Source organism: Sporomusaceae bacterium (assembly GCA_031460455.1).
Taxonomy (GTDB): Bacteria; Bacillota; Negativicutes; order Sporomusales; family UBA7701; genus Anaeroselena.
In genome coordinates this window covers 43917-58337 of record JAVKTQ010000020.1, presented here as the reverse complement: position 1 = coordinate 58337, position 14421 = coordinate 43917, and the positions used below count along the sequence as shown (strand labels likewise).

Here is a 14421-nt window from a genome sequence, read left to right as displayed (position 1 = left end):
CGTTGCAGCCGTAGTCGGCCAGAACCATGCCGCAGTAGGGGCCGGCGAGGACACGCGTGAGATCGAGGACGACGATGTCTTTAAGCGGTTTCATGCTGTTTCTTTCCTCCTCAGAATCCGATTATTTGCTATCCAGCCCTAGCGAGGGCATTGGGCAATACCGGTTAAGGCTGTCCCCCCCTTCGCGGGTTTTCGCGTTGGCGCTGACAAACTCGACAATGGAAGCTGTCGGCGTGCCGGGGATAAAGACAGCCGCCACGCCAGCTTCTATGAGGCCGGAAATGTCGGCTTGGGGGATGGCGCCGCCGCCGATGACGAGAACATCTTTCAGGCCTTTGCCCTTGATTATCCTGGCGGTTTTGGGAAACAACGCGTTGTGCATGCCTGACAAAAGCAGCAGGGCGACTGCATCGACGTCTTCTTGCAAAGCGACTTCGGCTACTTGTTCCGGGGTCTGGGGAAATTCGCACAGAATTACCTCGAACCCTGCGCTGCAAAAAGAGCGAGCTACGATTTCGGCGCCGCGATCGTAGCGTTCGAGATCGAGCTTTGCCACTAACACACGAATACGTTTTCCCATGGCATAGCCTCCAATATCTTCGCGGTCAAGGTCACTTGCGCCATGTATTCGCGGTTAAATGCAAATTGGCCGGGTCCCCCGAAACGGAACGATGGTATTTATCGCCGCCATGATTATTCTTAATTTTGTTTTTATTTTAAATTTTTGTTAAATACGCTGGCAATCGAGTTTTGATATCATGACAAAAACAGCTTGCAGGATGCATTTTTACGCAAGCGAAATGCCGAGGATAATCGGCCGGCAGGGGGATATGTAAAATCGCGCGCTATATTCCTAAAAATGGACGGAGGTAACGCGGCAAATTTGTCGAAATGTTCCGCCATACAACATTGAAGGATGATATTGGGATGCTGTTTACGAAATGGGAATTGATTTTCCGCGAGCTATTTGTCGGTTTGGCGTTTTTGTTGATATTTTTTTTCTTGCTGAGCCGGGCCGGATTTTTCCGCAGCGTAATGCAAAAAAACGATACTTCCGCAATCGAAAAAATGGCAATGGCTGCCTTTTTTGGGGTTGTGGGAATATTAGGCAATTATATCGGCGTCCCGACAGACGACGGATTAGCCAACGCGCGGGCGGTCGGCGTCATCGCCGGCGGTCTTGTCGGCGGCCCTATATCCGGATTCGGCGCCGGTCTGATCGCCGGAGTTCACCGTTATTCCCTGGGAGGATTCAGCGTTTTTGCCAGTACATTGTCGACGATTTTAGAGGGTTTGGTCGCCGGCCTGCTCAAAAAAAAATTCCCCCACGGGAGAGAAAAATGGACATATGCGCTGGCATTAAGCTTAATACTGGAAGTTTTCCGGATGGTATCGCTGCTGGTCTTGTCCCGGCCGTTCGAGCAGGCGCTGCACTTAGTATCTAACATAAGTCTGCCGATGCTGATTATGAATCCTGTCGGTGTGGCGGCAATTATCGCCATACTGGAAAATGTCATGCGCGCGCAGGAGAAGGTTGAAGGGTCTGCGGCCAGATTGACACTAAAAATCGCCAGCAATACCGTAACTTTTCTGCGCAAGGGCTTAAACCCCCAATCCGCGCAAAAAACGGCGCAAATCATCTATGAAACAGCCCATACCTTGGCTGCCGTGGCCATAACGGACCGCGACAAGGTTCTGGCGTTTGTCGGCACCGGGGTGGAGCACCATAGTACTTTAATACCGACAACGAGTACAAAACTGTCCATCGCGTTAGGCGAGTGCGAGTACACCATTTATAAGAACCGCAAGGAAATCGGCTGCCACAGGCATGATTGCCCTCTCGGTTCGAAAATTGTCGCTCCCCTAAAGGATAATGACCAGGTAATAGGGACACTGATGATTTATAAGCTCCAGGAAAATGATATCAAGCCGTTCGAGATCGAACTGATCAAGGGCCTGGCTCTGTTGATATCCACGCAACTCGAAATAAGCAAAAGCGAGCATCAGGCGGTTTTGTTAGCCCGGGCGGAGATACAATCCCTGCAGGCCCAGGTAAACCCGCATTTTCTTTTTAACGCGCTCAACACGATCGTCTACTACTGCCGGAAGCAACCGGACGTAGCCCGGGAGCTGTTGATTCATCTGGGCAATTATTACCGCAATAATCTGGCTGCGCCTGATCATTTAATCAGCCTTGATGCTGAGCTGCAGCGCGTGAACGATTATGTGAAAATCGAAACAGCCAGATTTCAGGGAAAGCTTAAGGTAATATACGATATTCCGGGTGAGTGCGCTTGTCAGGTGCCGGCTTTAATTATTCAGCCGATAGTGGAAAATGCAATAAAACATGGCCTGTATAAGAAGCGGGATGGCGGAAAGGTGATTATCTCGGGCCGTGTTGTTGCGCGGAATGTCGTCGTTGTTGTGGAAGACGACGGCGTCGGCATGGATGGAGCGCAGGTGCGCAATGTCCTTAATCCCGATTCCAGCCATATCGGCATAGCTAATGTAAATGCCCGCCTGAAAAGCTTTTATGGCGAGAATTATCAATTGTCGGTTGAAAGCAAGGTTGGCGAGGGTACCAGGGTGACTTTGACGTTTCCGCTTGGAGGGGATGCCGGTAATGCTAAATGCGATAATAGTCGATGATGAGTTTCCTGCCCGCGAAGAGCTGAAAAGCCTGATCAGCGAGTTGCCGAATTTTCGGGTGATCGCGGCTTTCGAGGACGGCAGCGAGGTGATCGAGTATCTAAAAACGCCGAACCAGGCTGATGTCGTCTTCCTTGACGTGCAGATGCGCTGCAAGGATGGCATTACTACAGCATGGGAAATTCTGCAATTGCCGTCCGCCCCTTATATCGTTTTTGTCACCGGGTTCGGCGAATACGCGGTCAAGGCTTTTGAATTAAACGCCGTAGACTATATTATGAAGCCGTATGACGAACGCCGCTTGGCGCAGACAGCTAAAAAGCTGCAAGAACTGCAATTTTCCGAACGTCTCTCCAATGCCAATGTCTGCGATTTTTTTAATAATGCGCTAACATCCAAGAATACAAGGTTTTGTGTTTATCAAAACGGCAAAATGATTATATTGCAGCCCAAGGATATTATCTTCGTTAAATCCGAAGAGATGGGCAAAACGATTATTGTCAGCGAACGCGGCAATTTCCCTACCAGACTGCCCCTGAAAGATTTTGAAGCAAAGCTTGCGTCGACTCAGTTGCTGAGAATCCACAAAAGTTATTTAGTGAACCCGGATAAGGTAAGAGAAATAATTCCCTGGTTCAATAACACTCTTATGCTTGTGCTGGAAGGCTACGAAACAGAGAGAATACCGGTAGCCCGCCACTATATTAAAGATTTCCAGAAAGCCTTTCAAAAAATATAGGCAGGAACTTTATGTGAGCTTTTTCGCGCAGCTTTTGCATCACACGTGCGCGCCTCTACTGCTTCGCGCCGGTGTCGACGCAAAACTTGCACCAAGGCTTATGAGGCATACACGGGCAAGGTTACGCATGATAGGTGCCAAGAGGCTCAGAAAGATATGGTTGAAAAACTTCCTCAGAAAATCGATAGTATGCTGTCGCAATAAAATAAGCGCGGACGGATTAATCCGTCCGCGCCTTTCGAGAGTGTCTCAGATTTTGTGCAAATGGTAATAATATCCACGAAGGAGATGGCCATTTATGCAAAGTGTACAGATGCAGCTCGCCAAAGAATTGGCAAAAGAATGCCGGACCGTCGAGGACATCCATATCAAACTAAAGGAGCTTTTCAAGGACTCTCTGCAGCATATTCTTGAAGCCGAAATGGCGGAGCACTTGGGCTACGACAAGCATAGCCCGGAAGGCGACAACACCGGTAATAGCCGCAACGGGTACAGCAAGAAGACTATAAAATCCAAATACGGATCAACGGAAATTCAGGTTCCTCGTGACCGCAACTCTGAATTTGAGCCTCAGATCATTCAGAAGCATGAGAAAACCGCCAATGCCATCGAAGAGCAAATCATCGGTATGTACGCCAAGGGAATGTCTACCCGCGACATTGAAGACCAGATGCGGGATATCTACGGCATTGACGTGTCGCCTAGCCTAGTTAGCCGAGTTACTGACAAAATCATGCCTCAGGTGGCCGAGTGGCAGTCCCGCCCGCTGGAAAAAGTCTACGCGGTCTTATTCCTAGACGCTATCCATTTCAAAGTCCGCAAAGACAACAGGATTATCAACAAAGCTGCCTACAGCGTTCTTGGCATCAACATGGCCGGTCAGAAAGACATCCTGGGAATATGGATTGGCGAAACGGAAAGTGCCAGCTTTTGGCTCGGTGTATGCAACGAACTGAAGAACCGAGGCATATCAGATATATTAATTGCCTGTAAAGATGGTCTGTCCGGCTTCTCCGAAGCTATTGCCGCTGTATTTCCTCGGACGGAAATCCAACTCTGTGTCATCCACCAAATCCGCAATTCTATGAGGTATGTATCCTACAAAGATCAAGAAGTCATGATGGTCGACCTCAAAAAAGTATACCAGGCCCTTACCTTGGAAGAAGCGGAAATGGCGTTTACAGTGTTTAAAGACCAGTGGGGCAAAAAGCATGCTGCTGTAATCCGCTCCTGGGAAAACAACTGGTTGGAGCTGACGACTTATTTCAAATACCCCCATGAAATCCGCCGAATGATCTATACCACCAACATCATTGAAGGATACCACCGACAACTCAGGAAAGTGACTAAAACAAAAACAGCCTATCCTTCTGATGAAGCTCTTCGCAAGATCATTTATCTGGCAACGGTGGATGCCGCCAAAAAATGGACTATGCCGCTCAGAAACTGGACAGACTGTATTTCACAGCTAGTAATATACTTCGAAGGACGCTTTGATGAGCAGTGGCTATATTAACGAGGCACACCTGAGGGGCAAAGTTGTAGGTAGAACTGCCTCAAAAATAAAACCACCAGTATTAGCTGGTGGTTTTCGCCATATTATTGTGATGATCCTTTGCCGCTTGTCGCCAGTTCTTTGCGGTCAACGAACAAAGGCGGCTCCTCTGCCCAGCCTTTATTAATGAGCAGCCGTATGGCCTCCAATCCGAATTTCATAAGCTCTGCCGAAAGGCGCGCATAGTCGGCGATAACATCAGCTCGGAGACTGGCACCTGCGGCTGCGGCATAAAAACCTAAACGCATATTATTTAAGACAGCGGCATAGAAAAGCATCAATTTATCGGAAAAAGGAGCGACCACAGAATTAAAGACATCGGACTCGACGCTCATGGGCCCTGGGATACCGCTCTCTTTAAGGGGTACGAGCATAACCTCGACGTGCTTGTTGAAGATTTCCACCCTACGTTTGAACAAATCTCGCACATCCACGTCATGGGCGACCTGGCTAAAGCCGGTGATTAAAGCCTTTTCAAAGCCATTGGACTGGGCGTTTAGGAACAGATGGGTAATTTCCATGCAATTTAGGACACGTTGCTGACCGAAAAAAGTTCCAAGATAATCAGTGTTTTTGATGAATTCAGCATGGGTAGGCGCGGTGATATAAGGCGGGCGAACATAAAAGCCTTTTGACAGCATCACCTGAGTCGCCTGATCATCCAGATCGGCGCTTGTCTTTAAACACTGCAGGTAATGCTGGCGGACATCGGCGCGGGAAGAGAGAGACAAGGCAAGACCATAAGCAACCATGCCTGCTTTGGTCATGTTTTTGATGTAGTTTAGATGTGAGGGATCGGAATAAAGTCGAGGCGCGCCCACGTTTACGTCTTTATCGGTAAAGCCGAAGGGTACAGGGAAGCCTTCCTGAGAAAAAAGCGTTTCAATCTTCTGCACATGGGACTGAGAGAGCTGCCTGGCAGTATGTAGAACCGTCTTAATCTGCGTATCCTCCGTTTTTGCTATGAAATATTTCATGACGCAAACGGCCAGACTGTCCATCAAATACTGAGTCCACAGAATGCCAATCTCTGAGGCGGTGAGGCGAATATTATGCGCGGTTGTTGTCACTGTCCTAGCCTCCTTATGGTACCGAGAAAGGGTCTAGTCTAAAGCGATGATTTACCGGAATAAGCCAACTTTTTCCGATCGGGGGCCATAGGCGGCTGTTCAGCCCAACCTCTGTCGATCAATAAACTTATAGCTTCCCAATTGATTTTTTCGATTTCCACCGTGAGACGCGTATAGTCAAGCATCAGGTCTGCCCGAAGACTTGCTCCCATGGCTGAGGCGTAATAGCCAAGAGCCATGTTCATCAGGGCTACAAGATGGTATAGCATGAGCTTGTCCGAAAAAGGCGGTGTGGTCGAAACCGTGATATCCGAATCCAGGCTCATGGGTCCGGGGACGCCACTTTCTTTTAGGGTGGTGTTGAATATTTCAACGTGCTTATCTACTATGTCCGCTGCGCGTACAAATAAATCCCGAAGAACTTCGTCGTGGGCAACCTGGGAAAAGCCGATAAATAAGGCTTTGGCGACGGCATTGGACTGGGCATTGAGAAATAAGTGGGTGATTTCAAGTGAACTAAGCATCCGCTGCTGGCCGAAAAAGCTCCCCAGGAAGTCGGTGCTCTGTATATATTCTGCGTGACCACGAGGGGTGATATACGGGGGACGGACCGCCAGTCCTTTGGATTGCATCACCTTGGTCGCCTGCTCGTCCAGATCGCCGGCGTCCTTTAGAGATTGCATAGACAAGGCACGCTTATCCGCCCGTGTCGTCATCGAGACGGATAGAGCATGAGCTACCATATTGGTTTTAGCGAGGTTTCTGACATAGTTGAGGTGGAAAGGATCGGAAAATAGCCGAGGTGTCTCCATCATTACGTCCTTATCGGTGAACCCGACGGGAAGAGGATATTCTTCCTGCTGCAATATCTTCGTTATGGTATTTAATTGCGAATTCAACATCGACAAAGCTGTGTCAAGGACCGGCTGTATCTCGGTGTCCTTGGTCCTTGCCCGGAAGTATGACAAAGTACACTTTGACAGGCTGCCATTCATGAAGTGAATCCAGAGACTGCCAACCTCAGCGGCTGTGAGACGGATATTGTGCGCGGCTGTGTTCATGTGAGGACCTCCGTGTGAAAATTAGACAGTATTATTCTAAACAGAATAGGAGTATATATTCCGAGCAGCGCTGATCGGAAAAAAGCCACGCATCCAGCGCGCAAATATTAAACCCGTGAAGATATCTTTGATTTCGAGTGTCTCGGTATTTGCGGTGCTCTCCTCACAGCGAGACGCGATAAAAAAAATATGGATATTATTCCATATCAAAGGAATGATATCCATAACTACCTGGCAATGATGAGTATACTGAATCCGACCGTAAAGTATAACTTAGAACACTATATCGATCTTATCTCGTTATGCATGGGGGAACCCATTTACACAAAAACGTATACACTTCCCGCCTTTCGTAAACCTTGTCTTCTATACGGGCCATGGCGCGTGCGACGACTGTAGTAAGTGGCGCCGCGTAGTCAACAAGCAGTGGGCGACGGTTCATGAGCAGGCTGCTCGGCCTGTTCATATACAAGCCTTGCCGTAGTTTTATAAATTCGCTCCCAGCTTATAGGCTTGATTGGGGAAATCCGTCCGCTCGATGGCGCTTCTTGAACCGCACCCGTATGCCATTACCATCCCCGCATCTTCCCAGCCCATATAACGCACCAGAGTCTTGTAATGCTCGGTAAGCGCATTAAAGGTCCAGTCGCTCGAATTATAGGCAGTCGCCATCAGCATCGCTTTTTTGGTTACATGCAATCGGGAATTGTTGGCATAAAAACGGTCGATGACGGTTTTTATCTGGGCCGACATACCGTAATAGTAAAGAGGGGTCACAAAGGCGACAAGCTCTGCTGCCACTAGTTCCGGATTGAGCTTTTCCATCGAATCTTTATATATACAGGGACCATTCATCCCACAGCGGTCGCAGCCAATGCAAGGATGTACATCCTCGAACGCCGCATTAAACCGGAAAACGTCATGGCCGGCTGTTCCAGCTCCTTCGATGAACTTATCCGCCAATAATGCCGATGTACCATCCTTATGCGGACTGCCTGTAATAACGGTAATTTTCATCTTCTTGCCCCTCTCATTATTCCCATTCGTTGCTGCCAGGGCAACTGGCGGTTGTTGCCCTTTGCCCTGCGATGCAAAGCTGCTGCAACCGCCCAGCAGGACAGTTACAAGCCCTGCTCCGGCACCGACGATAAAATCTTTCCTATTCATGGCGCCCCTCCTATTGGTTTAGCACACTTTTTATTTTCCAAACATGCCGACGGCCTGTTTCATCCGCTCGCGAACCTTTACGCGGGCCGGACAGCGCTGTTCGCAGGCGCCGCAGGCCGTGCAGGCGCCGGCATGCCTTGCCAACTTGAGATAGTGGTCTTTGGCTAATTCGTCGCCGGAGGTGACTAAGTCCAGATACTTATTTACGGCAGCGATGTCAATGCCGGCAGGGCAGGGCTGGCAATGGCCGCAGTAAATGCACAGGCCGTTCATATCCTGATGCTGGGCCGCAGCGATAAAAGAATAGTCGCGTTCTCCGCGGGAAGTATTGTAATAAGCCAGGACGCCGGTCAGGTCCGCCATATTGCGCACGCCTGGGAGACACGATATCGTCGCCGGCCTGTCCAATGCGTACTGGATGCACTGATGCACCGACATGGCACGGCCGAATGGCGACGTACCGGCATTGAGGAGGCGTCCGCCGCCATAGGGCTTCATAACCGTTATGGCAACACCGCGCTTTTCACATTCCTGATATAGTTGCCGCCGTTCCTGCGAGATGACCAGTTTACCGTCGGACGGCTCAAAATCATAAGCTGCGTTGACGCTAAGCATAAATAGGTCGATTGCGCCGGTTTCCAAAAAGCGGCGGCAGATGTCGACCGAATGGGAAGAAAAACCGAGATAGCGGATCGTACCGTCCTGCTTCAGTTTTCTGGCATAATCGAAGACGCCGTTAGATATTATCGTCGCAAAATCATCTGCCTGATCGACATAGTGTATAAGGCCGATGTCGCTGTAATCGGTTCCCAGTGTTTTTAACTGTTGCTCAAACCCCTGCCGTACTTGCCGCAAATCGCGCGTCCTGTTGTACACTCCGCCGGGATAATTGACGCCGATATGCATCTGGGTCAGCATCTTATCCCGGCGGCCCTTTAAAGCGCGGCCGATTGCTTCGGCCGGACCGAAATTTGACATGACCGTATCCATAAGGTTTATGCCGTTGTCGCAGGCGTAGGAGACAATATTCTCGATCTGGGCGGCGGAAGATTCATGCAGTACGCTCGACCCCAGGCCGATAGTGCTTATTTTTTCACCGGTGCGAGGCATCGCCCGATATTTGACAGTCTCGGCCAGCTTCTGCACGATCTCGCTGCTGGACGGCGCATTGTCGGAAACCTTAGCCGTAGATGGTGAATTGAGGCTGCATCCCCCGAGCATCAGGCTTACAGCTCCGGCTCCCATTGCCTGTATAAAGTCCCGCCGCTTCATTAGCCTCATCTCTTTCAAGCATTCAAGCTCTGTATTTTTGTAATTCTGTTTTTTGCAGTATCTGTGTCAGGTAATACGCTGCGGCGACATAGCAACCCATAATCGCCGTATAGTCAAAAATGAACCCGGCAAGCGAAGGCTGAGCAGCGTCCCAGCCGATAAAAACATGCTGGAGAAGTAATTTAGAACCGATCTGGCGTGTAAACGAGGCATAGATACCATAGCCGACGATAATCAGTGAAGCTGCGCGGCGCAGGAGGATATAACCAGAAGCTGTGCGCTCGATGCCAAGCCAGCGGCACAGTTTTCCCCAAAGTGCCTTCCAGTGAAAACCGAGATGGATCGCACTGAGGATAAAGCCTGAATAAGCGGACAACGTATGCAGCTCGTGGACCCAAAGATTGCCGCTCAGCGAAAGGGCGGAAAAAACTGTTTGCGAGATGAGCACCCCTGTTACGGTGACCGTCACCATCACGAGCAAAAGCAGAAAGTTGACAACGGTGAGCAGTATCCGATGCAGGCTCGTTTTTCCTCTGCCGATTGCCATGTACCAACGGCGATTCAGGATGTTATGGCCGATGAACAACAGTAGAATAACCACGCCGAGTATTTCATGAATGGCGTTGTCGGTAAAGCGATAATCCATGACAGCCAGGATACACAGCAGCATCACGAGATTCAGGGTGTTTCTGATCATGCCTTCAACCTCTGCAGCCAGTTGGCGATTTCCCCCTGTTTATCTTTTGCCTGGTTATCCCAAACGGCGAATCCGTCCAATACTTTCGCTTGGGGTTGAAGTTCCTGTATAGCTTTGTCGATACCGGAAAGGCCGCTGCCTTTATGGGTGCTGAAAGGAACGATCGTTTTGCCTGCCAGATCGTATTCCGCGAGGAAGGTTCTGACCGGCGGCGCCACCGTATACCACCAAATCGGCGTACCGATGAAGATTACATCGTAGGCGCGTATATCGGCGATTTTATTGGTGATTTTGGGCCTGAATTTAGACGCGACTTCGCCTTTGGCCTGTTGTACGACTTTATCGTAGTTTTGCGGATAGGCATCCTGCGGTTCGATGGCGAAGAAATTCCCGCCGACCTGCCTTTGGATGCTTTCCGCAAAGGCTTTCGTATTGCCCGTGTGGGAAAAATAGGCTATCAGAATCTTTTTATCCGTCCCAACCAGTTGCTCATTCTTATTACCGGTACTTGTACTACTGTCCGTTGCTGCCTGGGCAACAGACTTTTGTTGAGCTTCATTTTTCGACATAAAATTACAACCACCCAACATCATAGTCATGATCCCTGCTCCGGCACCTGCAATGAATAGTCTTCTGTTCATGCGGACCTCCTAAAGTAATAGTCTGATTTTATTCGTCAGCAAACAATCCCATTATTTTGGAAAATCTAGCTTTAGGAAAACCTTATCACTTGGAGTCCACTCACAGTCAAGCATTTTTTAACAATTTTTCTCGCATATAATAGGCCCACGGTTAAGGAAGCTTATGATAGTCCAATGTATCCTCCTTTAAGTAATTGACAGCCGACTCTTAAGATGAAGGGGAACCCCGGCGATAAGTGCGGAGTTCCCTTTCACATTCAAAATACCATTTTCAAGGAGCAGCAAACAGCCCCCTCATCACCCTATTTCAAATACTCGGTAAAGAAGGCTGTGAGCTTGTCAAAGGGGATGATATTTACCCGGTCATACAGATCCACATGGCCTGCGCCCGGAACAATGTAGAGTTCCTTCGGTTCGGCCGCCAGCTTGTAAGCGTCTTCGCTGAACTCTCTGGAGTGAGCGTTCTCACCCGCGATGAAAAGCAGGGGACGAGGAGAAATCATCTCGATGTCGTTGAACGGGTAGAAATTCATGAACTTGATGTTGCTGGTCAGCGTCGGGTGCGTCGTGAGCTTAGGTGACGAGCCAGTGGGAGTGAATTCGCCCCGCGGAGTGCCTTTCCTCTTGCCTACTCTTGTTGCGAGAACCGACACAAGGCTCTCCATCCGCGCTTCGGTTAACCCGACGTTAAGCCCGATGTTAAAATGAGCCTGACGGTGAAGGCCGCGATAGTAACCATTTTAAAAAATGTTATTAAAAACCTATTGACTTCGAGTTAACTCAAAGTTGTAGCATAAGATGTATACCAATAATCGGAACCGTCCTCCGCAAAATTTATACCGGAGAGGGGTAATGACGCATGGCCAGCAAAGTATATTTTGCCAATCTGCGCGCGAGAACCGATAAGACCAACAAAATCAGCAAAATCAGAAACCTTTTCGAGCGTGCCGGGTTCGGCGAGCTTATTCAGCCGGGTGACCTTACGGCGATAAAGCTGACTTTCGGTGAACGCGGCAGCGACGGCTTTATCAATCCCGTTTTTGTCCGTCAGGTGGTGGATAAAGTTAAGGAGAAGGGCGCCAAGCCTTTCCTGACCGACACTAATACGCTCTACTCCGGCAGCCGCCATAACGCTGTCGATCACTTGCTGACCGCCCTGGAACACGGTTTCGATTACACGGTTACCGGGGCGCCGATCATCATCGCCGACGGCTTATGCAGCGAGAATGTTGCCGAAGTACGGATCGACAAAAAACATTTTGCTAAGGTCAAGCTGGCCAGAGACATTGTCAGCGCCGACAGCGCAATCGTCCTTTCCCACTTTAAAGGCCACGAGATGGCGGGGTTCGGCGGAGCGATAAAAAATCTCGCCATGGGCGGGGCACCGGCGGTTGGCAAAAAGGAGCAGCATGCCGCCAAGATTTTTGTCGATCAGCAAAAATGCGTCGGCTGCGGAAAGTGTCGCGAGGTGTGTCCGGAAGCGGCGGTCACCCTGACGGAAAAGAAGGCGCACATCGCCCTGGATAAGTGCATCGGCTGCGGCGAGTGTATGACCGTCTGCCCGGTAAAGGCCATCGGCATGGACTGGCAGACCGACCTCGCCGCTATGCTTGAGCGGCTGACCGAATACGGCTACGGCTTTGCCAAAGCTCATGAAAAGCGGATAGGTTATATAAACTTTCTGCTCAATATCACGCCGGATTGCGACTGCGCCTCGTGGAGCGATGCGCCGATTGTCCCCGATATCGGTTTTTTGGCGTCGACAGATCCTGTGGCCATCGATCAGGCGAGCTTCGATCTGGTTAACAAGCAGCTAGGCATCGCCAATACGTTTCTTTCCGCCAATTGGGAGGCCGACGCGGACAAGTTTCACGGTCTGCGCTCTCATATTGATGCAACTGTCCAGCTTAGATACGGCGAAGAAATCGGCATGGGCAGCCGCGAGTATGAATTGATTGCCTTGTAGGCGAAAAAGTAAAAAGGAGTGGAGAAATGGCGACATCGGATAACCATGAAGGGAAAAAGACCGGTGATTTTACCAGGCGTGATTTTTTAAAGGCGGCCGGCGGCACGATGGCCCTGGCGGCGATCCCCTCGTTTCTGCAGTTATCGGCGCACGCCCAGGCGAGTGGGCAGCCACAAGTGACCTGGGATGGCTCGCATGCGGTATCGCCGCATGACCCGAACAAGCCGGTTGTCTATTTTACCAGGGACTTAAGCGCGGAAGGCGTTCAAAAGATTTATGAAAAGATTAACAAGGGAGTTACCGGCAGAGTCGGGATTAAACTGCATACCGGCGAACCGCATGGACCGAATCTCTTGCCGATCGAGTACATCAAAAACCTGCAAAGCAAGATTCCCGGCAGCGCCATCGTCGAGTGCAACGTGCTTTACAAAGGTCCGCGCCGGGAAACGGCGACGCACCGCGAAACAATCAAGACCAACGGCTTCGATTTCTGTCCCGTCGACATCCTCGACGCCGATGGCGATGTAATGCTGCCGGTAGTAGGATTGAAAGAATTTCTCGACCAATACATGGATAATTTCCAGGGCCCCTACCCTTTTGAGCGGGGAGTTCATCTTCACGAGGTCGCAATAGGCAAGAACGTCCTCAAATATGATTCGCTGCTGGTTTATACGCATTTCAAGGGCCATACCATGGGCGGTTTCGGCGGCTCCTTAAAGAACATCGGCATCGGCATGGCCTCCGGCAAAGTAGGTAAGAGAATGATCCATGGGGAAGGCTGGCTGGGGGGCAACGGATTCCATGAACGGATGGTGGAATCCGGCAAGGCTATAACCGAGCATTTCAAAGGTCATATCGCCTACATCAACGTTCTGAAAAACATCTCCGTCGACTGTGACTGCGCGGGGGCCAGCGCCGCCAAACCGACTTGCGACGATATCGGAATAATCGGTTCAACGGATATACTTGCTGCCGACCAGGCGTGCATCGACCTCATCTATCAGCTGCCTGCCAGCGAGCGCCGCGATATCGTCGAACGCATCGAATCCCGCAGCGGCCTCCATCAGCTCGAATATATGGAAGCATTGGGCATGGGCAGCCGGGAATACAATCTGATCGAAATTTGAGGTGCTAAATATGACCACGTCCGGGACAACCAGCTCTCTACACGTTATTCGCGCCGGCTCGCAGCCTTCCGTCAAGGGCCCTGCCGCATATTTTACCGGCAATGTGCGTATCGACCCTCTATTTGATGCCAACGATTCGGCCCCCTTTTCCGCTGCTTACGTTACGTTCGAGCCGGGCGCCCGAACCGCCTGGCATACCCATCCGACCGGGCAGCGCCTTGTAGTTACCGCCGGCGCCGGCCTGATTCAGGAGCGGGGTGGTCCTATCGTCGAGATTCGGCCAGGCGATGTCGTCTGGTGGGCGCCTGGAGTCAAGCATTGGCACGGCGCCTCGCCAACCACGGCGATGACGCATATCGCCCTCACGGGAGTGCTCGACGGCCAAGCCGCCGTATGGCTGGAGCAGGTCGGCGACAGGCAATACGAAGTAAAGCACCCTTAAAAAACGGACCGGATGTAAGAAAACAGGCTCGAATA

General features: G+C 50.5%; 14 protein-coding genes. 6 read left to right on the top strand and 8 right to left on the bottom strand.

Annotated features, from left to right (window positions below; translation table 11 throughout):
* Positions 1 to 121: 121 nt before the first annotated feature.
* Positions 122 to 580, bottom strand: coding sequence for a cobalamin-dependent protein (locus RIN56_19095; GenBank protein MDR7868907.1), 459 nt, complete (start codon positions 578 to 580; stop codon positions 122 to 124).
* Positions 581 to 909: 329 nt separating this feature from the next.
* Between RIN56_19095 and RIN56_19090 the strand changes: the two genes are divergently transcribed.
* The 3 genes from RIN56_19090 to RIN56_19080 all read left to right on the top strand — a co-directional run bounded on the left by RIN56_19090 (position 910) and on the right by RIN56_19080 (position 4904).
* Positions 910 to 2649, top strand: coding sequence for a LytS/YhcK type 5TM receptor domain-containing protein (locus RIN56_19090; GenBank protein MDR7868906.1), 1740 nt, complete (start codon positions 910 to 912; stop codon positions 2647 to 2649).
* The gene (locus RIN56_19085; GenBank protein MDR7868905.1) at positions 2624 to 3388 is read left to right on the top strand and encodes a LytTR family DNA-binding domain-containing protein; all 765 of its coding nucleotides are present in this window, start codon (positions 2624 to 2626) and stop codon (positions 3386 to 3388) included. The genes RIN56_19090 and RIN56_19085 overlap by 26 nt, the downstream gene beginning before the upstream one ends.
* Positions 3389 to 3686: 298 nt before the next feature.
* Positions 3687 to 4904 carry an IS256 family transposase gene (locus RIN56_19080; GenBank protein ID MDR7868904.1) on the top strand — a complete coding sequence of 406 codons (1218 nt, stop codon included), beginning with the start codon at positions 3687 to 3689 and terminating at the stop codon, positions 4902 to 4904.
* A gap of 83 nt (positions 4905 to 4987) precedes the next feature.
* Here the strand turns inward: RIN56_19080 and RIN56_19075 are convergent, their stop codons facing one another.
* From RIN56_19075 to RIN56_19045, 7 genes are all read right to left on the bottom strand, one after another.
* Positions 4988 to 6013 (bottom strand): DUF3231 family protein, encoded by a 1026-nt coding sequence (locus RIN56_19075; GenBank protein ID MDR7868903.1) that lies wholly within the window; start codon positions 6011 to 6013, stop codon positions 4988 to 4990.
* Between the two features lie 38 nt (positions 6014 to 6051).
* A complete protein-coding gene (locus tag RIN56_19070; protein MDR7868902.1) occupies positions 6052 to 7074 on the bottom strand; it encodes a DUF3231 family protein in 1023 nt (340 codons plus the stop codon).
* A 486-nt stretch (positions 7075 to 7560) separates the two neighbouring features.
* The gene (locus RIN56_19065) at positions 7561 to 8241 is read right to left on the bottom strand and encodes a flavodoxin family protein (protein MDR7868901.1); all 681 of its coding nucleotides are present in this window, start codon (positions 8239 to 8241) and stop codon (positions 7561 to 7563) included.
* Between the two features lie 30 nt (positions 8242 to 8271).
* Positions 8272 to 9486: an aldo/keto reductase gene (locus tag RIN56_19060; protein MDR7868900.1), complete on the bottom strand. Its 1215-nt coding sequence runs from the start codon at positions 9484 to 9486 to the stop codon at positions 8272 to 8274.
* Between the two features lie 49 nt (positions 9487 to 9535).
* Positions 9536 to 10210, bottom strand: a complete 675-nt coding sequence (locus RIN56_19055) for a DUF4405 domain-containing protein (protein MDR7868899.1) — start codon at positions 10208 to 10210, stop codon at positions 9536 to 9538.
* Positions 10207 to 10851, bottom strand: coding sequence for a flavodoxin (locus RIN56_19050; protein MDR7868898.1), 645 nt, complete (start codon positions 10849 to 10851; stop codon positions 10207 to 10209). Before RIN56_19050 ends, RIN56_19055 begins: the two co-directional genes overlap by 4 nt.
* Positions 10852 to 11153: 302 nt before the next feature.
* The gene (locus RIN56_19045) at positions 11154 to 11516 is read right to left on the bottom strand and encodes an alpha/beta hydrolase (GenBank protein ID MDR7868897.1); all 363 of its coding nucleotides are present in this window, start codon (positions 11514 to 11516) and stop codon (positions 11154 to 11156) included.
* A gap of 194 nt (positions 11517 to 11710) precedes the next feature.
* Here RIN56_19045 and RIN56_19040 point away from each other — a divergent pair, with 194 nt between their 5' ends.
* The 3 genes from RIN56_19040 (at position 11711) to RIN56_19030 (ending at position 14386) form a co-directional block, all read left to right on the top strand.
* Positions 11711 to 12817 (top strand): DUF362 domain-containing protein, encoded by a 1107-nt coding sequence (locus RIN56_19040; protein ID MDR7868896.1) that lies wholly within the window; start codon positions 11711 to 11713, stop codon positions 12815 to 12817.
* A 26-nt stretch (positions 12818 to 12843) separates the two neighbouring features.
* On the top strand, positions 12844 to 13944 hold the full coding sequence (locus tag RIN56_19035) for a DUF362 domain-containing protein (GenBank protein ID MDR7868895.1): 1101 nt from the start codon (positions 12844 to 12846) through the stop codon (positions 13942 to 13944).
* 103 nt (positions 13945 to 14047) lie between these two features.
* Positions 14048 to 14386 (top strand): cupin domain-containing protein, encoded by a 339-nt coding sequence (locus RIN56_19030; protein ID MDR7868894.1) that lies wholly within the window; start codon positions 14048 to 14050, stop codon positions 14384 to 14386.
* The last annotated feature ends 35 nt before the right edge of the window (positions 14387 to 14421 follow it).

Excerpts from the sequence above, each read along its gene's own strand:
- RIN56_19085 (MDR7868905.1), top strand. The coding sequence starts at position 2,624 with ATGCTAAATGCGATAATAGTCGATGATGAGTTTCCTGCCCGCGAAGAG.
- RIN56_19055 (MDR7868899.1), bottom strand. The coding sequence starts at position 10,210 with ATGATCAGAAACACCCTGAATCTCGTGATGCTGCTGTGTATCCTGGCT.
- RIN56_19070 (MDR7868902.1), bottom strand. The coding sequence starts at position 7,074 with ATGAACACAGCCGCGCACAATATCCGTCTCACAGCCGCTGAGGTTGGC.
- RIN56_19060 (MDR7868900.1), bottom strand. The coding sequence starts at position 9,486 with ATGGGAGCCGGAGCTGTAAGCCTGATGCTCGGGGGATGCAGCCTCAAT.
- RIN56_19080 (MDR7868904.1), top strand. The coding sequence starts at position 3,687 with ATGCAAAGTGTACAGATGCAGCTCGCCAAAGAATTGGCAAAAGAATGC.
- RIN56_19065 (MDR7868901.1), bottom strand. The coding sequence starts at position 8,241 with ATGAATAGGAAAGATTTTATCGTCGGTGCCGGAGCAGGGCTTGTAACT.
- RIN56_19045 (MDR7868897.1), bottom strand. The coding sequence starts at position 11,516 with ATGGAGAGCCTTGTGTCGGTTCTCGCAACAAGAGTAGGCAAGAGGAAA.
- RIN56_19035 (MDR7868895.1), top strand. The coding sequence starts at position 12,844 with ATGGCGACATCGGATAACCATGAAGGGAAAAAGACCGGTGATTTTACC.
- RIN56_19095 (MDR7868907.1), bottom strand. The coding sequence starts at position 580 with ATGGGAAAACGTATTCGTGTGTTAGTGGCAAAGCTCGATCTCGAACGC.
- RIN56_19050 (MDR7868898.1), bottom strand. The coding sequence starts at position 10,851 with ATGAACAGAAGACTATTCATTGCAGGTGCCGGAGCAGGGATCATGACT.
- RIN56_19040 (MDR7868896.1), top strand. The coding sequence starts at position 11,711 with ATGGCCAGCAAAGTATATTTTGCCAATCTGCGCGCGAGAACCGATAAG.